Origin of the sequence: Bordetella muralis (genome assembly GCF_965139205.1) — a bacterium.
Classification (GTDB): Bacteria; Pseudomonadota; Gammaproteobacteria; order Burkholderiales; family Burkholderiaceae_B; genus Bordetella_A; species Bordetella_A muralis.
Genome location: NZ_CBCSIU010000002.1, coordinates 1 through 22,450 on the forward strand (window position 1 = coordinate 1; position 22,450 = coordinate 22,450).

Below are 22,450 nucleotides of genomic sequence, written 5' to 3' on the forward strand. Positions count from 1 at the left end.
ACGGTGTCCGGCGCCCGCGCGCCGGACCGGCTTTGTGAAGCCCTCACGGCCCGATTGCCTCGGCTCGACGTCCATAAGCACGCCACCCTCGCCACGCCCATTCAGCACCAACTAGCCAATCGGCTGAGCGCGGATCCTGCCCCCTGCGACGAGCTAATCGTATGAGGAGAAGCTGCAGACTGCCAGACGGTTTATCAGTCTGCCCGATGCTGCAGGCTGTAGGTAGCGCGGTCGTCTTGGGCTAGTAATTTGGTCAGGACGGGCATCGTTTCTTTCAATGCCGCGTGCAAGGTCCAGGGCGGGTTGACGATGAACATGCCGCTGCCATGCAGGCCGAATCCATCGGCTACGGGTCGTTTTACCGTCAACGATACGTGCAGCCAGTTTTTGATCGGCAGGTTCTCGAGATGGCGGGCCATTTCGGTTGCCTCGCGTCGTTGAACGAGCGGATACCATACAGCGTACGTGCCGGTCGCAAAACGCTTGAGACCCTCTTTGACGGCATTTAGTGTGCGCTTGTAGTCCTGTTTGTCCTCGTAGGAGGGGTCGATCAGCACCATGCCCCGACGTGTCGGCGGGGGCAACAGCGATTTCATTCCTTCGAAGCCATCTGCGGCAAAAATGGTGGTTTGACGTAATGCGACCCGGTCGAGTTTTTCTAGATTGCTCGCCAAGATTCCCGATTCGTTCGGATGCATTTCAAACAAGCGCAGCCGGTCGCGATCGCGTAATGCGTCCAGCGTGAACCAGGGTGAGCCTGGATAATGGCGCAAGCGGCCATTGGGGTTGTAGCGCCGGACTTGGGCGACGTAATCCGCCAGCAGTGGCGGCAGATCATTCATATCCCACAAACGGCCGATGCCGTCGGCAAACTCGGCGTTCTTGTTGGCCCATTCGCTATCGAGCGCATATAAGCCTGCGCCAGCATGGGTGTCGATGACCCAGTAGGGATTGTCCTTAAGGTTCAGATATTCCAGCATTTGAACCAGCAGCGCGTGCTTTAACACGTCGGCATGGTTGCCGGCATGGAAAGCGTGTCGATAACTAAACAAAATAATTTCCTGTCGTCAGGCAATAGGGGGAATACTGGCCAGCTCGTCGGTGAAAATGGCGTCCATGCCCCAGGATAGCAGCAGTTGCGCGCGCGCCGGATCGTTGACGGTCCAGGCGGCAATGCGGTAGCCCGCTGCGTGTACGTCCTCGATCAGCTCAGGGGTGGCATCACGCTGGTTGATGTTAAGGGCGACGCAATCATACTTGGCCAAGCGTTCGCGCCAGTCGGCGGGCACGTGTTCGACCAGCAGGGCCCTGGGCAATTCCGGTGCGGCGGCCTGGGCCGCGGCCAGCGAGGCTTCGGAAAACGAGGACAGCAAGGGGGCGACGGTGGCGCCTTGCCAGAGCGCGCGCGCTTCCAACGCTATTGCCGTGCCGGTTTCGGCTTCGCGGCCGGGACTGGGTTTGATTTCGACATTGCAGGCAATGTGATTGGCGATCGCGTAGCGGGCTACGGCCTGAAAGCTGGCAACAGGTTCCCCAACATAGGCCGGTGAATGCCAGCCTCCCGCGTCCAGCAACACCAGTTCCGTGTAGGGCAGGGCGCCAGCAGGGCCACAACCATCTGTGGTGCGATCCAGGTCGTCGTCGTGCAACAGAAAGGCGATGTCATCGCGACTGAGTTTGACGTCGAACTCGACCATGCGAAAACCGTGCTTTGCGCCCACGCGCATCGCTGCCAATGTGTTTTCGGGGGCCAGGCGGCCGCCGCCGCGATGGGCAATATGAGTAGGATATGGCCAGGAAGCGGACATAGGGATGATCGTGAGATAGTGAAAACCAGACCGAATAAAGGTCGAGGTTGCAAGAATAACCCTTCAGGGTTCATTAAGCTGGGTTTCCAGAAAATTTAATAGCCCCTGACCGAAGGGCATCCCTATACTTTGTCACCACAACAGAGAAGGGTGTGACACACACCCGGGTAATTCCCTATCGCTGTGCGTGCACGGTCTTGTTTTGCTTGCGGTACAAGGTCCCACGTTCCAGTGATATTCCATAAAGAAGGAGACAAGGTTTGACCTGGGATCTACTGCCTTTGGCCTTGGTAGACGGTGTGGCTTATGCCAGCCTGCTATTTCTGGTCTCGATGGGCCTGACGCTGGTGTTTGGCGTCATGGGAATACTGAACGTCGCTCACGGCGCGTTTTATGCGTATGGCGGTTATGCGGCGGCCACTTTTGTCATGGCGCTCGCGCCACATAGCGAATCTCCCATTTTGTTGTTTGCGGCCCTGTTCGCGGCCGCGATTGTCGTAGGGCTGGTGTTGGGCGGCGTGATGGAGTTTCTGCTGATCCGCCGCGCGCAGAACTACGATCCCATCCTCAAACTGCTGCTGACCTTTGGCGCGTTTCTGATGCTGGAAGACATCCAGCGCATGATCTGGGGCGCACAGCCCTATAGCGCCAGCGAAGTGGTAAACCGGTTGGGCAATATCGAGTTGGGCGACATCACCTACACGACGTATCAGTTGATCATCGTGCCGGTGACCGCTTTACTGGCTTATGTGTTTCTGGAGTTTTTCCTGAAGCACACGAAGCTGGGCAAGCAGACCGTGGCCATGACCCACCATCGTGAGGTCGCCACGTCCTTGGGCATCAACGCAAAGAAGATCGGCCTGGTGACTTTCGTGATCGCGACGATTCTGGGGGCTTTGGGCGGTGCGCTGGCGTCGCCGACGACCTCGCTCGTGCCCGGCGCCGGGACCGATATGACAGTGTTGTCCTTTGCTGTGGTGGCGACGGCGGGCCTGGGGCAAATCACGGGTGCGCTGATTGCTTCGCTGTTGATCGGCATTATCCGCGCCATGACGGTCTACACCGCGCCCGAACTGGAGGTCGCCGTCCCGTACATCATCATGGTGCTCGTGCTGATCATCCGGCCGCATGGCCTGTTCACCGTGGCTCAAACAAGGAGGATCTGATGAGCGTTCCTATCCTCAGCGTATTGGCCGCGATCGTCACGCTCATCGTGGGCTATAGCTTTTCCTGGACCATCACGCCGATTGTGATTGGGTTGACGTACGCGATCGCGGCCCTGGGAGTCTCGATCATGGCGCGGGCTGGGCAAGTGTCGTTTGGTCATGCCATGTATGCCTGCATCTCCGCGTATACGGTCGCATTCCTGGCGCGGGCCATGCCCGGCGCAGATGCATTGCTGCTGATCGTGGCGGGTGTGGTCGCCAGTTTCGCCGCTGCATTGATCGTCGGCTCGTTCGTGGTGCGTTACCGGGGGATTTTCTTCGGGATGTTGAACCTCGCGCTCAGCATGGTGCTGTTTGCGTTGCTGGGCAAGCTCTATCACCTGACGGGCGGCTCGGATGGATTGCGCATTGTGCGTCCCACCTTGTTCGGCATGGTTATGGAACGCGCGGCCTTTGAGCGTGGTCTGCTGGTGCTGACCTTGGTGTTGTCGCTGCTGCTGGCGTGGTGGGTACAACGTTATTTCCGTTCGGGTAGCGGGCAGGCATTGTCGGCCATCAAGACCAATGAGACTCGCATCGAATACCTGGGCTTTTCCGCATATCTGATCATGTGGAAAGGGTATCTGCTGTCGGCTGTGGTGGTGGGTATATCGGGTGCTTTGCTTGCCTTGATGCAGGGGCTGGTCACGCCTGAGCTGGGTTCCTGGCTACGGTCAGGGGAGTTCGTCTTTATCACCATTCTGGGCGGGGCGGGCCACGCGGCTGGCGCATTCCTGGGAGCCGCCGCGTTCGAATTCGTCAAGCTGGCCTCGGCCGCCTATTTCCCCGGGCTGTGGCAGTTCCTGTTGGGGCTGACGTTGATCTTGGTGATCTTTATTTTCCCGACCGGCTTTGTCGGTCAGATCATGAAGCGCATGGCCAACTCCAAACCGGCAAGGAACTGAGCATGGAACCGTTAGTGAAGACGACCGGCCTGACGCTCGCCTTTGGCGGCGTCGTGGCGGCGGACAATATTGATTTTGAGCTGCATGAGGGCGAACGCCTTGCCGTGATCGGGCAAAACGGTGCGGGCAAGACCACGTTCATCAACATCTGCACCGGATACCTGAAGCCCTCAAAGGGCAAGGTCTACTTCAACGGCAAAGACGTGACCGGCATGGCACCGCGCAGGATCGTGCGGCTTGGCCTGGGGCGCTCGTTTCAACTGCCGCAGTTGTTTACAGAGCACACGGTGCGCCAATGCGTGCAAATTGCTGCGGCGAGACGCAATAAAGACCTGAGCTGGTTCCGTGCCCTGGAGCACACCATAGATGGTCGGGAAGTCGATGCGACGCTGGATCTGGTGGGATTGTTGCCGGACGCCGAGGCGCTTTGCATTGAGCTGCCGGAGGGCAAACGCAAGCTGCTGGACGTGGCCATGGCGTTGGCCCTGCAACCCAAACTCCTGATCATGGACGAGCCCACCAGTGGCGTAGCCTCGGAGGACAAGCACGGCTTGATGGAAACCGTCATGCATGCCCTGGACGAGCGCCGGGTGACGAGCTGGTTTGTGGAACACGACGTGGATATCGTATCTCGCTACGCCACGCGCGTGGCGGCGTGGATCGCCGGCAAGGTCGCTGCCGACGGTTCGCCCGAGCACGTCCTGAACCATCCGCAAATCAAGAGCGAAGTCCTGGGGGTATGAGCCATGTTGAATCTATCGGCCATTAACGTAGACCTCGCCGGCAACCGCATTCTGCGTGATGTCACTGCCCGATTTGAGGCGGCGAAAACGATCGGCATTGTCGGCCGCAATGGCGCGGGCAAGACGACGCTATTACGCACCATCATGGGTCTGACTCGGCTGAAATCCGGGCGTATCGAGTTCGACGGCATTGAGCTCTCGGCGCTGCCGGGACATCTGCGAGCGGCACACCAGATCGGCTATTCCCCCGAGGATCGCGTGATTTTTCCCACGATGACGGTGGAGCAGAACCTGCGTCTGCCTTGCGAAGTACAGGGACAATCGAATGAAGCGATCCGGCAACGTATCGACACGGTGCTGAAGGTTGTGCCTCAGCTGGAACCCATGTTGGCGCGTTCCGGGGCGGCGTTGTCGGGCGGGCAGGGCAAGATGGTGGCGCTCGCCAGAGCAGTGATGGTGGGCACGCGCCTGTTGATGCTGGACGAGCCCTTTCAGGGGCTGGCGCCGAAGCTCGCGCGCGACTACACCGAGGCTCTGGCCCGGTTGAAAGACTTGCAACCCGATCTGTGTGTGGTGATTACCGAGTCCAACGTCAAACTGCTCGGCGATATCCCGGACCAGATCTGGACCATCGAGCGTGGCGCGATCGCACTGAATTGAAGGGAACCTTCATGACACGGGCGCAGGTAAACCCAATACGGGTGGCCCTCAGTGAATAGTGTTCTCGCCACTGAAGACTATTTGGCAACACGGTAAGTAACCCCAGGCAGAAGACGGAGAGAGATATGGGTCAATTACAAGGCAAAGTCGCCATCATCACGGGCGCAGGCAGTGGCTTTGGCGAAGGCATCGCCAAGCTTTTCGCCAAAGAGGGCGCTCAGGTGGTGATCGCCGACATCAATAAAAAAGCCGCTGATCGTGTGGCCGGCGAGATCGGCAGCGTTGCGCTATCACTGCAGACGGATGTCTCCAGCCGCGCGGACATCGACGCGATGGTCAAGCATACCCTGGAGGCATTTGGCGGACTGGACATCGTCGTGAACAACGCCGCCATCACCCATAAGAACCAGCCCATGCTGGATGTGGATGAGGAAATGTTTGATCGTATGTTCGCGATCAATGTGAAATCCATCTATCACATGTCGCAGGCCGTTATCCCGCATATGCGCCAGCAAAAACGCGGTGTGATCCTGAACATCGGTTCCACCGCCGGCATCCGGCCGCGTCCCGGGTTGAGCTGGTACAACGCCTCCAAAGGCGCGGTAAACGTGTTGTCCAAATCGATGGCGGTTGAACTGGGCCCCGACAATATCCGTGTCAACGCCATTTGCCCGGTGATGGGTGTGACGGGGATGTTCGAATTGTTCATGGGATTGCCGGACACGCCGGAGAACCGCGCGAAATTTTCGTCCACGATTCCACTGGGCCGTTTCTGCCAACCGTCGGATGTCGCCGCAGCGGCGCTTTATCTGGCCAGCGATGCCGCAGAGTTCATCACTGGCGTCGAGTTCCCGGTGGACGGCGGCCGCACGATTTGATGCACAGCGGCGTGCGTTGACGGGCGTAGTCATGCGATCCTGTGTGGCGCCATTGAAGGACGTAGTCCTGCAGCCCGGCGTTTAGCAATTCGTATTGGGAGGCTGTCGTGTAACTGGGTGCCTGACGTTTTACATAGATGTGTCTTTGCTGCAGCCGTTCGCAGCAGCCATGCGTTCAGATTTTTCGGAGTTGTCGATGAAAATCAAAGCTGCCGTTTTGCGTAATATGGGCCTGGCCGCGCCGTATGCAGACAGCCGTCCCTTGCAAATCACCGAAGTCGAACTGGACCCGCCAGGCTTCGGCGAAGTCTTGGTGCGTATCCGTGCTGCGGGCCTTTGCCATTCAGATCTATCCGTCATCAATGGGGATCGCCCGCGCAGCCTGCCTATGGTGCTCGGCCATGAATCATCGGGCGAGGTCGTCGAGGTTGGCGCCGGTGTCACGGATCTGAAAGCCGGCGATCATGTCGCCATGGTCTTCGTCCCCAGCTGCGGCTGCTGCCATCCCTGCCTGGAGGGCAGGCCGGCACTGTGTGAACCGGGGGCGGCCGCAAATACGCAAGGGACATTGTTGAGCGGCGCGCGGCGCTTGCATGTCGGTGACGAGTATTTGAATCACCACACGGGTGTGTCGTGCTTTGCCGAATACGCCGTCGTGTCACGCCGTTCATGCGTCAAGGTCAACGTCGAACTGTCCCATCGCGAGGCGGCACTATTCGGTTGTGCTGTCTTGACCGGGGCGGGAGCGGTGTTGAACCGCGCTCGCGTCAAGGCGGGCGACGATGTGGCGATTGTCGGTTTGGGCGGCGTGGGGCTGAGCGCCTTGCTCGCTGCCGTCGCAGCTGGCGCGCGCCGGGTGGTGGCGGTGGATCTTTCCGACGACAAACTGGCGTTGGCGCGTGAGCTGGGCGCCACGCATACGGTGAACCCCAAGCAGGTCAAGAGCGATGACGATCTCTATGACCTGTCCGGCGGCCGTGTGCATTATGGGCTGGATATGGCGGGTGCGGTGCCCGCGTTTGAAACGGCCTACAAACTCACCCGGCGGGGCGGTGCGACCATCACCTCGGGCCTGCCGAATCCCAAACTGGGTTTTTCGCTGTCACTTTCTCAGATGGTGGGCGAGGAGCGTGAAATCCGCGGCAGCTATTTAGGCTCGGGCGTTCCTGCCATCGATATTGGACGCTACATCGATCTATACAAAGGCGGCCGATTGCCGGTAGACAAAATGATGGGCAAGTCCTTTACGCTGGATCAGATCAACGAGGGCTTCGACGAGCTGGCGACAGGGAGCAATCTGCGCGACGCGATTGTGTTTTAACGGCCAGATTTCAGGCTGAATGCGCTGATGGGATCGAGAGGGGTGTCTTGTCCAAAACCTCAGACGAATCAACGGACCTGACACCGCATCGACCAAGTGGGCCAGTGGCCTGCTTGGTCAATCGATAAATCTTATGAACTGTTGGACAGGAGACAACACAATGAAGAAACTTTCCAGGCTGACCCCCTTGCTGGGCGCCGTGCTGCTATCGAGCGTGGCGGCATTCGCCCACGCCGCCGACAAACCCAAAGAGCTCAGTGTCGGCATCTCGACCTATTTGTCGGGCTCGGCCTCGGTGTTCGGCATTCCCGCCCGCGATGCTGCCGAGATTTTGATCCAGGACATCAATGCCAATGGCGGCATCGATGGCGTGAAAATCGTGCCCAGCTATATCGACGAGGGCGGCGGCGGCGAAAAGCTCCTGACCGAGTATCGCCGTCTGGCAGAGGGCGGCACGCGGGTCATGCTGTCGGCGATTTCCAGCGGCCACTGCAACATCGTGGCGCCCGTGGCCGAGGACCTGAAAGTCCTGAACGTGCTGTGGGACTGCGGCACGGAAAAGGCCCTGGAGGGCAAGAAATACAAATACGTCGTTCGTACCCAGGCCAACGCCACCACCGAGATGGTGGCACAGGTGCTGTACCTGATGAAGGTGAAGCCGGACTTCAAGACGCTGGCCATCGTCAACCAGGACTACGCCTGGGGCCGCGACTCGCGCGACATCTTCATGGCAGCGCTGAAGAAATTCAAACCCGACGTGAAAGTCGTCGCCGAGATGTTCCCGAAATTCGGCGCGGCGGACTTTTCCACGGAAATCAGCCGTTTGCAGGCGCTGCGTCCGGACGTGATCCTGTCGACCTCGTGGGGCGGCGATCTGGATAATTTCGTGCGCCAGGCTTCGCAGCGTAACCTGTTCAAGAACTCGACATTCGTCCTGTCGCTGGCCGAAAGCTCGCTCGAGCGGCTGGGCAACGCACTGCCCGAAGGCGTCTACATCGGGGCGCGCGGCGACCACTATTTCCTGCACCCGGAAACCAAGGATGATCCCGCCCACCAGGCATTCATCAAGAAATTCCATGACAAGACCGGCGCCTATCCGATTTACTCGGTGTACCACATGGTGCAAGCCCTCAATGGCCTGAAAGCGGGCTACGAAAAGGCCATCAAGGACAACGGCGGCGCATGGCCCACGCCGGAGCAGGTGGCCGCGGCAATGCACGACATCAAGTTCAAAGGCTTTGGGCGTGAGCTGACGCTCAATCGCGTCGACGGACAGAGCCTGGAGGCGCAGCTCTTTGGCGTGACCAAAAAGAGCGACAAGTATCCGTTCAAGGTGCTGTCGGATATCACCATCGTGCCGGCGGATCTGGTGACCCCGGGCGTTGAGGAAACGTCGATGGGCTGGATTGAAAAGAGCTTGAATGCGGACGTGCTCAAGAGCGATCAGATCAAGGTCTATAAAGACTGATTGTTCTGCACGCGTGTGACATTCGGCGCCCGGCATGTTGCGGGCGCCTTTTTTATGGTTCACATGACCGATACGGGATTCGCGCTGGGGACGATTTGCGTTACTTTGAGGGGGTAGATGACCTGGTATTTCTTTGAGGAGACGCGCAATGATCAGCAAGAACACAATCTGTTTATGGTTCGACCGCGACGCGTTGGATGCTGCGACGTTCTACGCCGAAACCTTTCCCAATAGCTCGGTAGGGGATATTCTCCGCGCCCCGGGCGACTATCCCGATGGCAAACAGGGCGATGTCTTGATGGTGCAATTCACCGTCGCGGGTATTCCATGCGTCGGTCTGAACGGTGGCCCGGTTTTCAAGCACAGCGAAGCGTTTTCGTTCCAGATTTCCACGGAAGATCAGGCGGAAACGGATCGGCTGTGGAATGCCATCGTTGGTAATGGGGGGCAGGAAAGCGACTGCGGCTGGTGCAAGGATCGCTGGGGGTTGTCGTGGCAGATCACGCCCCGCGTTCTGCTCGAAGCCATCACCGATCCTGATCCGGCCGTCGCAAAACGCTCGTTCGACGCCATGATGACGATGAAAAAAATCGATATCGCTACCATTGAGGCCGCGCGGCGTGGGTGAGGCGCAGGGCAGGCCGGGCTGTTCGTCGCCCTGGTTTTTGCGCCCCGAGGATAAGCAACGCCGCATCGCCGCTCGTTGCGGCTTCAAGGCTGCGAGGCTGCGTCGGGCGCGCGAGAGCGCGGCGATCCATGGCCGTCTTGCGCAGCGGGCCGATTGTGTCATCCTGGCTAACTGTTTCTGATTATTGCTGCCGATTCTTTTTGATCACATTTTGACCATCAAATGCTATATTTTTAAACAGAAAACAGCATTTATTGTCATGGTGTGTCTGGCTGCGTTAGCAGTGAACGCTTCTGGCGCTCGGTTGATTAAAAGGAATCGCAGTGAGCCAATCATTTACGTTCGAGTACCCGGGTGATAGTCATGGCTATCTCGTAGACAACGCGGGTGTCGTGCTTTACAAGATACCCGTGACATCGAATGTGACCTACCGCGTCACCGAAGCGTCCGATGATGGCAGTTTCGCGATCGGGGATACCTTGACGGTCGAGACCACTAGCAATGGAGAGACACAACTCTTCGAGGACGTGACGATTGTCGGTACTACGAGTACAGGTATCGTGGCGCAGATGGCCGGCGCGCCCTATCTATCCTATCTGACCACTGACTTCAGCCAGTCCTACGAAGTCGGCGACACGATTCCTTTTTCGACTGATCCCGCGGACGTGTTTCCAGTATGTTTTGTGCGTGGCACGTTGATTGAGACCCTCTTGGGGCCAGTAGCCATCGAAGACCTCGAGCCGGGCTGCCAAGTCCGTGGCAGCACGGGATGGCGTACGGTCAAGTGGATAGGGTGGCGCAACTATGGCGCGTTTGGATTGCGTACCCCCGGACAAAAAGCCCGCTGCGCACCGGTACGTATTCGCAAGGATGCATTGGGCGACAACCAACCGGCACAGGATCTGCTCGTCTCACCTTGGCATCATCTGTACGTCGATGGCGTGCTGGTGCGTGCGCATGATCTGATCAATGGCATCACGATCACGCAGGAAGAGCAGGTGACAAGCGTGTCGTACTACCACGTTGAGTTGGACCAGTTCGATGTGGTGCTGGCCCATGGCGTCTATTCCGAGTCGTGGGCGGATGGCGGTAATCGCGATTTCTTTCAGAACGTCGATGTCACCGCACTGCGCCCTGAAGATAAACGCCGCCGCATGGCGGATCGGCCTGGCTTCAAGGCGCTGCGTCAGGCTCAGGAGATCGCGGCGATCCATGGCCGTATTGCGCAACGGGCGGACATGCTGGCCTCGGCACAGCGGTTGTCGAAAGCCGCTTGATCTGCACGGCCCTGAGGCTGTTGCATAGCCATGGCCTGGAACACCGTTCAGAGCCCGGCTGCCGTGAGATGCTCGTAAAGAATCGTTGAGCCGATCCCGATTAGCGCAATTCCGCCCAGGATTTCCGCGCGCTTGCCCGCGATGCTGCCCAGAATTCGGCCCACCAGCACGCCTATTGTCACCATGAGCGTCGTGGCCAAGCCAATCGCAATGGCGGTGACCACAATATTGTTGTCAATAAAGGCCAGGCTGACGCCAACGGCCATGGCATCGATGCTCGTGGCAAAACCCGTGGCGGCCAATAGCCAGAAAGAATGGCGTTTTACCGGGGCTGTTTCCTCATTCTCCAGCTTGAAGGCATTGCGGATCATCATCAGCCCCAAAATACAGAGCATGGCGAAGGCGATCCAATGATCCCATTCGCGCACATACTGGGCGGCGACAGAGCCGAGGCCCCATCCGATGAGCGGAGTGATCGCTTCGATGACGCCAAAGATGACGCCGGTTCTGAGGGCCTCGGGGAATTTGGGGTTTTTGAGGGCGGTGCCTTTGCTGACAGCGGCGGCAAAAGCATCCGTAGACATCGCCAGGGCGAGCACGAGCGTGGAAAGTGCGTTCATGTTGACCTAATCAACCGGGCATAGACAGCACAGACCATTCACACGCCCGGCGCAATGTGAAGGATCTATGGTCTCGCCAAGCCACACAGGCCGCTTGCGCCATGGCCGTCGGGCCAAGAATGTTGACGCAAGCCTCTTTCAGAAAATCCTGAAAGGAAGCTACTCCCCAGAGAGAACGGCGATTTTATCAGACTTCGTGTTAATCTTTTTATACCTAAGGGGGGTATCCTATGTCGCACATCTCGACGCACAAAGACGAGCTGCTCAAGCGCGTTCAACGGATCGCTGGGCAGGTCCATGCCGTCCAGCGTTCTCTGGAAAACGAGGCCGACTGCGACAAAATCCTGCATCTGGTCGCAGCGACCCGAGGCGCGCTGAATGGCCTGTTGGATGAACTGCTGGAGGCCCATGCCCGAGAGCATGTCGCTCATCCGGATTTGAGTGCAGACGAACGGCAGCAGGGGGTCGAGGCGCTGGTCACGGCCATCCGGCGCTATTCCAAATAGTGGACCGTTGACCGTCCATGACATCAGACACAGGTATCAGCCGATCCTGCGGCCTTGCCGTTGCATTCTTTCCGTCTCGGTAATCCGGGCCTATTGAGTGACACAATGAATACGAGCGACAATCTGTCAGCAGACCAGCATGGACATTCGTTCCTCGGCCGCGACCACGACGCCAACGCAAAGCGGACGACCTGGGTCGTCGCCCTGACGTTCGTCATGATGGTGGGGGAGGTCATCGCCGGCTATGTCACGGGCTCCATGGCCTTGTTGGCCGATGGTTTTCATATGGCGACCCACGCTGGGGCGCTGGGCATCGCAGCTGCGGCATACGGATACGCCAAACGTCATGCGGATGACCGTGCATTCAGCTTCGGGACGGGCAAGGTCGGGGAGCTGGCTGGTTTCGCCTCCGCGCTGATTCTGGGCATCGTGGCGCTGGCCATCGGGGTGGAATCGGCACTCCGATTGGTCAATCCGAGCTCGGTGGCGTTCGGCGAGGCCACCGTTATTGCGGTCATCGGATTGCTGGTCAATATCGTGAGCGCGATGTTGCTCTCGGGCGGGCACGGGCATCACCATGGGCACCCTCATCACTCGCACGGTCACCGGGCCCACGGTAGCCATGAGGCGCACAGCCACGGACATGCCAGTCACGACCATCATCTCCACGACAACACTCACGAGCACAGCGGTCATGGCCACGGCCAGGACAACAACCTGCGCTCGGCCTACTTACATGTGATGGCCGATGCCTTGACCTCGGTATTGGCTATTCTGGCCTTGCTGGCAGGCCGCTATCTCGGATGGGTATGGCTCGATCCTGTCATGGGCATCGTCGGGGCGGCCGTCATCGCGCGCTGGGCCTGGACACTGATGCGCGATACCAGCAGCGTCCTGCTGGATGCCACGGATGATCACGTCGCCGAGGAAATCCGGGACGCCCTTGAATCATGCGCCGGCACGACCATCACTGACCTGCACGTCTGGCAGATCGGCCCGCAGGCGCGGGCAGCCATCGTCTGCGTCAAGGCGGCGGCTGGTATTACCGCAGGCGAGATTCGCGCCAAACTCGCGTCTATCGATGAAATCCGTCACTTGACGGTCGAAGTCGCCCCTCTGCCGGACGCTGCCAAACTGCTTGTCTGATATCCCGCTGACAATGGTAAACTCCGGCGGCTAACCTAGTGCGGTTACAGCAGTGGCAAGGGCGAATCGGTTCGCCCTTTTTTGCCCCGGCTGCCTCAAGGCAAAAACATCCCGTCGGGGGTGTCCTGTCGGCGGGTGGAGGGTGATGTGCCATCGGCCGCAGATGGGAAAGCCTTCCCTCAGGGGAGCCCCTTTTGGGCAGCGCCGCCGCGCCGTGGCAAGCGTGGCGTATTTATTTGTGCCGGGCCATCGCGAGACAAAACATGTGTCTCGGGATAATGCCATTCATGAGATTGGCGTTGCGGTCTGTTTTGATGCGTTTTTTTGCGGCGCGGGGTCCGTTTTTGCCGGGCGCCGCGTAGGGCAAACAAGGATTCCATGTTCGAACTAATACGCAATCACCGTCGCTGGATGCAGTTCATTCTGCTGATTTTGATCGTGCCGTCGTTTTTCCTGGTCGGCATCCAGGGCTATGACAGCTTTATCAACCGTGAACCGGAGTTGGCCACGGTCGCCGGGCAACCCATTACGCGCGGCGAGTTCGACAATGCGCACCGCAATCAGCTCGAGAATTTCCGCCAACGCCTGGGCAGCCGTTATGACCCCGCACTGGTCGATACGCCGGCTATGCGTGAGCAACTCTTGAACCAGTTGATCGACCAGCGCCTCTTGGCCCAGGTGGCTCAGGACAACCGTTTTTCGGTCTCGGATAGCACGCTGCGCAACACCATCGCTTCTATTCCCCAGGTCCAGGATAACGGCCGTTTCTCGCCTGAGCGCTATCGCCAGGTGTTGGCCAGCCAGGGAATGACGCCTACGATGTACGAGGCCGGCTTGCGCAGCGATCTGGCGATCGGACGCGTGCTGCAGCCCGTGGCGGAGTCCGCTACTGCGCCTGCGGCCGTGACGGCGTCGCTGGAGTCGGCCCTGACCCAGGAACGCACCGTGCAATTGCGCCGCTTTGCGGCTGCTGATTACCGTACTCAGGTATCCGTGTCCCCCGAGGACATCAAGACCTGGTACGACGCCAATCAACAGCAGCTGACGGTTCCTGAGCAAGTCACCGCGCAATACCTGGTGCTGGACGAGGCTGCCGCATCGCAAGACATCCAAGTCAAAGACGAGGACATCACCGGCTATTACGAACAGAACAAGAACCGTTTTGGCCAGCCCGAACGCCGACGCGCCAGCCACATCATGATTCAGGTGGCCGCCGGCGCTTCGGATGCGGATCGCCAGGCGGCTCGTGCCAAGGCTGAGTCGCTGGCCCAGCAGGCCGCCGCCAATCCGGCTGGCTTTGCCGATCTGGCCAAAGCCAACTCGCAGGACGCAGGCTCGGCCCAAAAGGGTGGCGATCTGGGATGGATGGCCTCCGGCATGCTGACCGGCGACCTGAACAAGACCATCTTCAGCCTGAACAAGGACCAGGTGTCCGGGGTTGTCGAGAGCCCGTCGGGCTTTCACGTGATCCAGGTGACCGACATCCAGCCGGCAAGCGCCAAGCCCCTGGCCGAGGTTCGCGACGAGATCGTGGCCGAGATCCGCAAGCAGATCGCGGCGACGCGATTTGCGGAGATGGCGACCAAGCTGACCGAGATCGTCTATGACCAGCGCGACAGCCTGCAGCCTGCCGCCGATGCGCTGGGCCTGAAGATTCGCAGCGTCAGCGGCATTACTCGCCAGGGGCTGCTGCCCGCGGATAAAACTGTCGGTGCGAATCCGGCATCGGCCAGCAGCGATGCGGCCTTGCTGGACAATCCGCGCGTGCGTGAATCCCTGTTCTCGAACGATACGTTGCGTGAAAAGCTGAATTCCGGCGTGATCGAGCTGTCGTCTGACACCTTGCTCGTCGTGCGGGCGGCAGAGGTTCAGCCGCAACACGTTTCGCCGCTGGACAAGGTCACCGACTCCATCCGTGATCGCCTCACCAACGAGCGAGCGGCCGAGGCTGCCCGCAAGGCAGGCGAGGAGGCCCTGAAAACCTGGTCGGCCGATGCGGCCAGCCTGCCCGAGGGCTTTGGCGCCAGCATCACCGTGACGCGCGAACAACCGCAACAGTTGACTGCGCCCGTGTTGCAGGCCGCGATGCGTTTGCCCTCGCAGCCTGTGCCCGCGTATGCAGGCGCTGTCGACGGCAATGATTATGTGGTGGTGCGCCTGGACAAGGTCGAGCCCGGCAAAGTCGAGGCCGCTGACTCCGAGCTCTTTAGCCGGCAACTCAGCGCCGCCTGGGGCGACGCCGAGTCCGCTGCCATCATGAAAATGCTGCGCGAGCAATATCAGGTCAAGATCCTGCCCGAGGCGGCGAATGCGATCAAGGGGTCGGATGACCCCGAATCGGCCGCAGGCTAAGGCTGTTTAGCCGTTTTGCTTGTTGTTTCCAATATGGGCCGCAATGCGGCCCATACGTTTTTAAGCAGGGCAGGTTGCGCTTGCTCATTGGGATGAATGCCATCTGCCTGAAACTGCGTGCGGTCCGTGGCGATGCCTTCCATCAGGAAGGGCGCCAGATGAGCTTGCTCGGATTTGGCGACCGCCGGAAAGATGCTGGCAAAGCGCTGGGTGTAATCCCGGCCATAGTTCGGCGGGATCTGCATGCCCACCAATAGCACCTGGGCCCCGGCTTTTTGCGCGTTCTGTGTCATCGTGCGCAGATTCTGCTCGGTCATCTGTAGCGACAGGCCGCGCAGCGCATCATTCGAGCCCAGTTCGATCACGACAATATCTGGATGATGGCGCTGCAGCAGTGCTGGCAGGCGGGCGAGCCCCCCGCTCGTCGTGTCGCCGCTGATGCTGGCGTTCGCAACCTGATAGTTAGGGTATTGTTCTGACATTCGCTTGGCCAGCAAGTCCACCCAACCGGATCCGCGCGTCAAGCCATACTCGGCCGACAAGCTGTCACCAACGACGAGTAAGGTGTGTGTTGCGGAACCCGCGGCGGGATTGGGGGTCTGAGCGAAGGCTGTCGCGGAAATGGCCAACGCGCCTATGGCAAAACAACGGAAAAGCATACGCATGGATAGTAAGGTCTCGATTGAAGTCTCAGGGCTGGGCAAACAGGTTTCCGATGCCGGGGGTACCTTGTCGATCCTGCAAAATATCGATTTTACGGTGGCTGCCGGCAGCGCTTTGGCGATCACTGGCAGTTCCGGCTCCGGTAAATCTACCTTATTGGGACTGATGGCGGGGTTGGATGTTCCCTCGTCGGGCACGGTCCGGCTGGCGGGACAAGACTTGTTTTCCCTGGACGAGGACGGCCGTGCGCAGTTGCGTGCCCGGCATGTGGGATTCGTGTTCCAGTCTTTTCAGTTGCTGCCCAATCTGACGGCCCTGGAAAATGTCATGTTGCCGCTAGAGCTCGCCGGCCAGCCGGCGCGAGAGGCCGCCCAGAGCATGTTGCAACGCGTCGGCCTGGGAGAACGCCTGCATCACTATCCTCGTACGCTCTCTGGCGGCGAACAGCAGCGCGTGTCATTGGCGCGCGCGTTCGTGGTGCAGCCCGATCTGCTATTTGCCGACGAGCCCACCGGCAGTCTCGATGCCGCGACGGGTGAGACGGTGATAGACCTCATGTTCGATTTGCATCGCGAGCAGGGGACGACGCTGATTCTGGTCACCCATGACCCGCAACTGGCCTCGCGGTGTGGCCAGCAATTGGTGCTATCGGCTGGGCGCATACTCGACGCTTGATGGGCCGCATGGCCTGTCAAGCCTGCCGTACTTGGCGTGCAGTGACCTGACCCCGGCGCCATTCAATCAGCCCCGTCACGATACCGCTGGCGCAGATGATCGCAATCCCGAGCCATGTCAGCGCATCGGGAAAGTGCCCCCACGCCAGCCAACCCACCGTCGTCGCGCTGACGATCTGCAGGTAGACGAATGGCGCCAGCGTTGACGCCGCCGCATTGCGATAGGCCCCGATTTGCAGCAGATGGCCCAACGCGCCTGAGAACCCGGTCGAAATCAGCAGCATCCAATTACCGGGACTCAGATTGCTGAGTACCGGAAGCGCAGTCGGCAGGATCAAGGGCAACATCAGGGTCAGACAGACCGCGCCCACGGCGCCGCTCCAGATCAGCGAGGTGTACGGGTCGTCACCGGCGATGCGGCGCGTGGCGATGTATTGCGCGGTAAAGCAGCAAGCCGTCAACAGGCCGAAGAGCACGCCTAGGGGATGCAGGCCACCGCCCGGGCGGATGATGATCAGCACGCCACAGAATGCGACTGCGGCCGCGACCCAGCGCGACATGCGGGCAGGTTCTTTCAGCACCCAGGGGGCCAGGGCCAAGACCAGCAACGGCGCCAGGAAGTTGATGGCCGTGGCCTCGGCCTGCGGCATATAGCTCAGTGCGGTAAAGAAAGCCGCGGTTGCGCACAGCATCGCGCCGCCACGGATGAGCTGCTCCCGCGGGCGTGTACTGCGCAAAATGCCCATGCCCCGTTTGGGCAACACCAGTCCCAGCACCAGCACCAGATGCACCATATAACGTACCCAGCACAGAAACCACAAGGGTACGCCTGCCTCCATCACCCATTTGCCGCTGGCATCCAGGCACGTGAGCGTCCAGGCCGACAAAATCAACAGGACAATGCCTAACACGGGGCGCGCAGACGGGGCGCGCGGCGCAGAGGGCAATGGCGAAGCTGCCGGTCTGGATCCGGCGGCGGCCCGGTGCATGCGAGTCTCCTTGGTTCTAGTACAGGGCAAACGCAAGCCGGCGCAAGGCCGGCTCGGTAAAACGCAACATAATACGCCTATCCCTAGGAAACGGAGGTGGCGGCTATGATGAGCGGACCATGATCGATCTACGCAACATCGAAACTTTCTTTTGGGTGTCCACGCTGGGCAGTTTTCGGGCGGCGGCGGAGAAACTCAACACCACGCAGCCGGCTATTTCTCAGCGGATCGCCTCGTTGGAAGGCGACCTGGGAGTTCGGCTGTTTGAACGTGACGCCCGGGGTGTGACGCTGACTGGCAAAGGGCAAGAGCTGTTGTCACATGCCGAGCGCATGCTGCAGCTGCGCAGCGATATGTTGCGAGCGGCGCGCGAACAGAACGTGATGCGCGGGCCATTGCGTCTGGGTGTGGCCGAGACCATTGTCCAGACCTGGTTGCCATTACTGATCGAGCACGTGCATGCCGCCTATCCGGCGCTGGTGCTGCAGATCGAGGTCGATACGACATCCGTCCTGCATAGCCACCTGACATCGCGTCAGATTGACCTGGCTTTCTTGATGGGGCCGATCCTCGAGCCGCGGTTCGAGAATCTGCCACTGTGCGCCTATCCGTTGGCGTGGGTGGCCAGCCCGCGTCTGGCGCTGGGGCCAGAGCCGCTGACGCTGGAGCGCATAGGCAAGCTGCCGCTGATTACGTATCCCTCGAGCAGCCGGCCTTATCAAATGGTGCGTGACATGTTGACGCGCGCTGGCGTGCAAGCCCCACGCATGTACGGCAGTGCTTCGCTGTCGATGGTGGTGCGCATGACGCTGGATTGCATCGGCACCAGTGTCATCGCGCCGGTATTTCTGGATAAAGAGCTTGCCAATGGCGAGTTGCGCATCCTGAATGTTCAGGCCGATCCCTTGCCCGATCTGGCCTTTACTGCGACGTGGGTACAAGGACCGGACAGCCATGTGGCCCGCACGATTGCGTTGCTGGCGCAGCAAGCGGCCGAAGGAAAATTGCAGCCGTTGCCGCAGAGCGGGATAGCGGGCTCGTAATTTACCGCACCCCGCAATCGCATCGGGACAACGTACCTGTTGGAGCACTATTGACTACGGCGGTGAGGGCCGGGTTGGATGCTAAATGGGCTAGGGCTTTCCCTGATGCCTTGCGATTGATCAGCTGTTCAGCCGCATTCAACGTCCTGATGCGCTTTGTGGCTACCTGGCGGCAAACCCGCGCCGTTATTGGCTTTGCGCCGATTGGTCTTCTGTTCTGCACAGAGACATAAAGAATATTTATATCTCAGCATCGCAACTTACGATTGGACAGGTTTATGTCCAGCCGGTGGAATGCGTGCGAGAGCAAGGCCGGCTGCAGACAATCTGCGGCGGTCGTTTTGCTGATCGCAGCGCGTCATCGGGTAACGGGGCCTGGCGCGTATCGAATCCCGCCTGCAAGGAGAGCCTCCATGAAGAAGCCGTTGATCACTGCTGCCATCGCCGCAGCGTTGTTGAGCACTGCCGCACATGCTCAGGATCTGCCCAAGACGCATTTGAAAGTCGTCGGTGGCCTGAGCAACCTGACCGCCTACAACGACTACGAAAAACCATTCTGGACCAAGACCATTCCCGAGCTATCCAAAGGCCAGGTGACGGCGGACATCAAAGGCTTTAACGAAATGGGTTTGAAAGGCCCTGAGCTGCTGCGACTGATGTCACAGGGCGTGATCGAATTCGGCACCGCCACGCTGTCTTATTTTGCCAGCGACAATCCGATCAACGAGGCGATCGATCTGGCTGGCCTGGCCCCAGATGTCAAAACCGCGCGTGCGGTGACGAATGCCTTTGAGCCGGTCTATGCCAAGGTCTATGGCGAGGGCGCCAACGTCAAGCTGCTGGGCATCTCGACCTATCCTGGCCAAGTGCTGTTCTGCAATGCCGACATCAAGAGCCTGGCCGATATCAAAGGCAAAAAGGTCCGCACCAGCAGCCGCACGACCGCCGAATTTGTGCAGGCCCTGGGCGGGTCCAGCGTCACCATGGCATTTGGCGAGGTGGTTCCTGCGCTGCAAAACAAGGTCGTGGATTGCGCAATCACCGGCTCGCTGTCCGGCTATTCCGCGAAATGGTACGAGGTGTCCACGCACCTGTATGCCTTGCCCATCAACTGGAATCAGCAGATTCATGCAGTGAACCAAAAAGCCTGGGACAAGCTGGATCCCAAGGTGCAGACGTTCCTGCAGACCAACATCGACAAATTGGTCGACGATATCTGGGACGCCGCTGCCCGTCAGACGCAAGAAGGCTATGACTGCAATACGGGCGCAGCCGCATGTCCGTATCCCGTCAAGGGCAAGATGGTGTTGGTCCAGCCTACGGACGCCGATCGCGAACTGCTGAAGAAAGTCCTGGCTGAAGCCGTGTTGCCGAAATGGGCGGCACGCTGCTCGGCGCAATGCGTCGAGGACTTCAACGCGACCATCGGCAAAGAGCTGGACGTCGTGGCCAAGAAATAATGGCTGATACATGACTACCTCATAGCGCCTGGCGCTCTGGGTAGTCATGTCGTCAAACGATGGTGACACATCGTTTAGATGGCCGCGCTGAACAGGTGCGCCGTCATCGCAATACACGTCGTGCATCGCACGTGAGATGACGCTCGCGTTGATGCGCGGCAACGAAGGCAGATATTTATGACCTCATCCGAACATTTTCGAGCTCTGGGCAAGCTATTGCGCTGTGCAGAGTCCTTTTCGCGAGCGGCCGTCTGGGCTGGAGGCGCGCTCATTCTGGCCAGCGTGCTATTGATTTCATTCGACGTCGTGGCACGCAAGCTCTTTGGCTTTACGACGGGCGGCGCAGACGAGTTGTCCAGCTACGCGTTTGCGATCAGCACGACGTGGGCCTTGGCGTTTGCCACCCTGCAACGCGCCAATGTGCGTGTGGACGTTCTGTATCAGTTCTTCCCGGTACGCGTATCGGCCTTGCTTGACTGGATTGCATTGGTCGCGTTGGGCATTTTCATGGCGTATCTGACGTATTACGCCCTCGAGATCGTGCAGACCTCATGGACCAGCCGTTCCGCTGCGAATACGCCGTTGGCGACTCCGCTTTGGATTCCTCAGGGGTTGTGGTGGCTCGGGCTGGTGTGGATGTGCATCACCGTAGCCCTGATGCTGGTGCGTGCCTCGCTGGCGCTGGTGACGGGTGACATCGCGTTGGTCAAATCCATCTGCGGCGTGCGCTCCACGCGAGAAGAGGCCGAGGAAGAAGCCGCCGCCGGCGAGCGTATGGTGAAAGGGGATGCAGCATGATCACGACTGCTCTGACACTACTGTTGGTGCTCATCGGCATTTCGATTCCGGTCGGTGCGGCGTTGGGCGTGCTGGGTCTGATCCTGGACCCGCTGTATTCGATGCTGCCGCTCACGCGCGCCATGGGAGAAGTCTCCTGGAGCACGAATAACGAATTTCTGCTCGTGGCGATTCCCTTGTTCATCATGTTGGGCGAAATCCTGTTGCGCTCTGGATTTGCCGAACGCATGTATAGCGCGATGAGCCTTTGGCTGTCGTGGTTGCCGGGGGGATTGATGCATGCCAATATCGGTGCATCGACCTTGTTTTCCGCGACCTCCGGGTCCAGTGTGGCCACGGCCGCCACGGTTGGCACGGTCGCGCTGCCGCAGATCAAGAAGTACGGCTATAACGAGCCGCTGTTCTTGGGCAGTCTCGCTGCGGGCGGCACACTGGGGATACTGATTCCGCCGTCGATCAATCTGGTCATCTACGGCGTGTTGACGAACTCGTCCGTGCCCAAGCTGTACTTGGCGGGGATCATCCCGGGCCTAGGTTTGGCGGCACTCTTCATGCTGACTGTCGTGATCGCTTGCGTGATCAAACCGGCGTGGGGTGGGCACAAAATCCATGCGACATGGGGGCAACGCATTGTCAGCCTGACACATCTGGCGCCACCGTTGGGGATTTTTCTATTGGTGGTTGGCTCGATTTATGCAGGCTTGGCCACGCCCACAGAGGCGGCGGCCCTCGGTGTGCTCGGCGCATTGGTGCTCGCAGCGTGCTATGGCCGGCTGACGTTCACCATGTTGCGCGATGCCATCGAAGGCACGATGCGTTCCACCGCGATGATCATGTTGATCGTGATTGCTGCCAGCTTCTTGAATTTCATTCTGGCGGCGACGGGCATCACCGATGCGTTGACCCAGTCCATTACGGGGCTTGGCCTGTCGCCCGGTTGGATGCTGCTGATTGTGGTCGTGTTCTATCTGGTCCTTGGCTGCTTCATGGAAACGCTCTCCATGATGATCACCACCATCCCCATCGTGGCGCCGATCATGATTGCGTTGGGCTACGACCCGATCTGGCTGGGCATCGTCATCATCGTGCTGGTCGAGGCCGCACTGATTACGCCGCCCGTGGGCCTGAATCTATTCGTAGTGCAGAGTCTGCGCAAGAGCGGAAACATGACCGCGGTCATCGTCGGCGCATTGCCGTTTGTATCCGCCATGTTCGTCCTGTTGGCGCTGCTGGCCTTTATTCCAGATCTGGCTCTATGGCTGCCACGCGCATTCGGCTGATGCCGTGGCGATGTATTGAATTTAAT

At 59.6% G+C, this 22,450-nt stretch carries 22 protein-coding genes and 1 riboswitch; of the genes, 17 read left to right on the top strand and 5 right to left on the bottom strand.

The window, feature by feature from the left end; translation table 11 throughout:
* Positions 1-194 precede the first annotated feature (194 nt).
* Together ACNA0I_RS04370 and ugpQ are read right to left on the bottom strand one after the other, a co-directional pair.
* Complete coding sequence (locus ACNA0I_RS04370) at positions 195-1,052, bottom strand: 23S rRNA (adenine(2030)-N(6))-methyltransferase RlmJ (RefSeq protein WP_415804842.1); 858 nt, start codon at positions 1,050-1,052, stop codon at positions 195-197.
* 15 nt (positions 1,053-1,067) lie between these two features.
* Positions 1,068-1,808: a glycerophosphodiester phosphodiesterase gene (gene ugpQ / locus ACNA0I_RS04375; RefSeq protein WP_415804843.1), complete on the bottom strand. Its 741-nt coding sequence runs from the start codon at positions 1,806-1,808 to the stop codon at positions 1,068-1,070.
* 260 nt (positions 1,809-2,068) lie between these two features.
* Between ugpQ and ACNA0I_RS04380 the strand changes: the two genes are divergently transcribed.
* From ACNA0I_RS04380 to ACNA0I_RS04420, 9 genes are all read left to right on the top strand, one after another.
* Entirely contained in the window at positions 2,069-2,974 is a 906-nt protein-coding gene (locus tag ACNA0I_RS04380; protein ID WP_415804844.1) for a branched-chain amino acid ABC transporter permease, read from the top strand.
* Positions 2,974-3,918 carry a branched-chain amino acid ABC transporter permease gene (locus ACNA0I_RS04385; protein WP_415804845.1) on the top strand — a complete coding sequence of 315 codons (945 nt, stop codon included), beginning with the start codon at positions 2,974-2,976 and terminating at the stop codon, positions 3,916-3,918. Before ACNA0I_RS04380 ends, ACNA0I_RS04385 begins: the two co-directional genes overlap by 1 nt.
* Before the next feature lie 2 nt (positions 3,919-3,920).
* The gene (locus tag ACNA0I_RS04390; protein ID WP_415804846.1) at positions 3,921-4,661 is read left to right on the top strand and encodes an ABC transporter ATP-binding protein; all 741 of its coding nucleotides are present in this window, start codon (positions 3,921-3,923) and stop codon (positions 4,659-4,661) included.
* Positions 4,662-4,664: 3 nt separating this feature from the next.
* Positions 4,665-5,321: an ABC transporter ATP-binding protein gene (locus ACNA0I_RS04395; RefSeq protein WP_415804847.1), complete on the top strand. Its 657-nt coding sequence runs from the start codon at positions 4,665-4,667 to the stop codon at positions 5,319-5,321.
* Positions 5,322-5,446: 125 nt separating this feature from the next.
* On the top strand, positions 5,447-6,199 hold the full coding sequence (locus tag ACNA0I_RS04400) for an SDR family oxidoreductase (protein WP_415804848.1): 753 nt from the start codon (positions 5,447-5,449) through the stop codon (positions 6,197-6,199).
* A gap of 196 nt (positions 6,200-6,395) precedes the next feature.
* The gene (locus ACNA0I_RS04405) at positions 6,396-7,520 is read left to right on the top strand and encodes a zinc-dependent alcohol dehydrogenase family protein (RefSeq protein ID WP_415804849.1); all 1,125 of its coding nucleotides are present in this window, start codon (positions 6,396-6,398) and stop codon (positions 7,518-7,520) included.
* A gap of 160 nt (positions 7,521-7,680) precedes the next feature.
* A complete protein-coding gene (locus ACNA0I_RS04410; protein ID WP_415804850.1) occupies positions 7,681-8,988 on the top strand; it encodes an ABC transporter substrate-binding protein in 1,308 nt (435 codons plus the stop codon).
* 148 nt (positions 8,989-9,136) lie between these two features.
* Entirely contained in the window at positions 9,137-9,616 is a 480-nt protein-coding gene (locus ACNA0I_RS04415) for a VOC family protein (RefSeq protein WP_415804851.1), read from the top strand.
* A gap of 323 nt (positions 9,617-9,939) precedes the next feature.
* Complete coding sequence (locus ACNA0I_RS04420) at positions 9,940-10,893, top strand: Hint domain-containing protein (protein ID WP_415804852.1); 954 nt, start codon at positions 9,940-9,942, stop codon at positions 10,891-10,893.
* 47 nt (positions 10,894-10,940) lie between these two features.
* Here the strand turns inward: ACNA0I_RS04420 and mntP are convergent, their stop codons facing one another.
* Positions 10,941-11,513, bottom strand: coding sequence for a manganese efflux pump MntP (gene mntP, locus ACNA0I_RS04425; protein WP_415804853.1), 573 nt, complete (start codon positions 11,511-11,513; stop codon positions 10,941-10,943).
* 3 nt (positions 11,514-11,516) lie between these two features.
* Positions 11,517-11,693, bottom strand: a riboswitch (yybP-ykoY riboswitch).
* Positions 11,694-11,743: 50 nt separating this feature from the next.
* Between mntP and ACNA0I_RS04430 the strand changes: the two genes are divergently transcribed.
* The 3 genes from ACNA0I_RS04430 (at position 11,744) to ACNA0I_RS04440 (ending at position 15,517) form a co-directional block, all read left to right on the top strand.
* Entirely contained in the window at positions 11,744-12,019 is a 276-nt protein-coding gene (locus tag ACNA0I_RS04430) for a metal/formaldehyde-sensitive transcriptional repressor (RefSeq protein ID WP_415804854.1), read from the top strand.
* A gap of 105 nt (positions 12,020-12,124) precedes the next feature.
* On the top strand, positions 12,125-13,165 hold the full coding sequence (dmeF, locus tag ACNA0I_RS04435) for a CDF family Co(II)/Ni(II) efflux transporter DmeF (RefSeq protein ID WP_415804855.1): 1,041 nt from the start codon (positions 12,125-12,127) through the stop codon (positions 13,163-13,165).
* A 378-nt stretch (positions 13,166-13,543) separates the two neighbouring features.
* Positions 13,544-15,517, top strand: coding sequence for a SurA N-terminal domain-containing protein (locus ACNA0I_RS04440; RefSeq protein WP_415804856.1), 1,974 nt, complete (start codon positions 13,544-13,546; stop codon positions 15,515-15,517).
* On the opposite strand, the gene ACNA0I_RS04445 is transcribed toward ACNA0I_RS04440, so the two are convergent.
* Complete coding sequence (locus ACNA0I_RS04445; protein ID WP_415804857.1) at positions 15,514-16,182, bottom strand: arylesterase; 669 nt, start codon at positions 16,180-16,182, stop codon at positions 15,514-15,516. The two genes, ACNA0I_RS04440 and ACNA0I_RS04445, sit on opposite strands and share 4 nt — an antisense overlap.
* On the opposite strand from ACNA0I_RS04445, the gene ACNA0I_RS04450 reads away from it, so the two are divergent.
* On the top strand, positions 16,181-16,855 hold the full coding sequence (locus ACNA0I_RS04450; protein WP_415804858.1) for an ABC transporter ATP-binding protein: 675 nt from the start codon (positions 16,181-16,183) through the stop codon (positions 16,853-16,855). The two genes, ACNA0I_RS04445 and ACNA0I_RS04450, sit on opposite strands and share 2 nt — an antisense overlap.
* A 16-nt stretch (positions 16,856-16,871) precedes the next feature.
* Here the strand turns inward: ACNA0I_RS04450 and ACNA0I_RS04455 are convergent, their stop codons facing one another.
* A complete protein-coding gene (locus ACNA0I_RS04455; protein ID WP_415804859.1) occupies positions 16,872-17,843 on the bottom strand; it encodes a DMT family transporter in 972 nt (323 codons plus the stop codon).
* A gap of 119 nt (positions 17,844-17,962) precedes the next feature.
* On the opposite strand from ACNA0I_RS04455, the gene ACNA0I_RS04460 reads away from it, so the two are divergent.
* From ACNA0I_RS04460 to ACNA0I_RS04475, 4 genes are all read left to right on the top strand, one after another.
* Positions 17,963-18,886, top strand: coding sequence for a LysR family transcriptional regulator (locus tag ACNA0I_RS04460; RefSeq protein ID WP_415804860.1), 924 nt, complete (start codon positions 17,963-17,965; stop codon positions 18,884-18,886).
* Positions 18,887-19,299: 413 nt separating this feature from the next.
* Positions 19,300-20,346 carry a TRAP transporter substrate-binding protein gene (locus tag ACNA0I_RS04465; protein WP_415804861.1) on the top strand — a complete coding sequence of 349 codons (1,047 nt, stop codon included), beginning with the start codon at positions 19,300-19,302 and terminating at the stop codon, positions 20,344-20,346.
* Between the two features lie 177 nt (positions 20,347-20,523).
* On the top strand, positions 20,524-21,144 hold the full coding sequence (locus ACNA0I_RS04470; protein WP_415804862.1) for a TRAP transporter small permease subunit: 621 nt from the start codon (positions 20,524-20,526) through the stop codon (positions 21,142-21,144).
* The gene (locus ACNA0I_RS04475; RefSeq protein ID WP_415804863.1) at positions 21,141-22,424 is read left to right on the top strand and encodes a TRAP transporter large permease; all 1,284 of its coding nucleotides are present in this window, start codon (positions 21,141-21,143) and stop codon (positions 22,422-22,424) included. Before ACNA0I_RS04470 ends, ACNA0I_RS04475 begins: the two co-directional genes overlap by 4 nt.
* Positions 22,425-22,450: the final 26 nt, after the last annotated feature.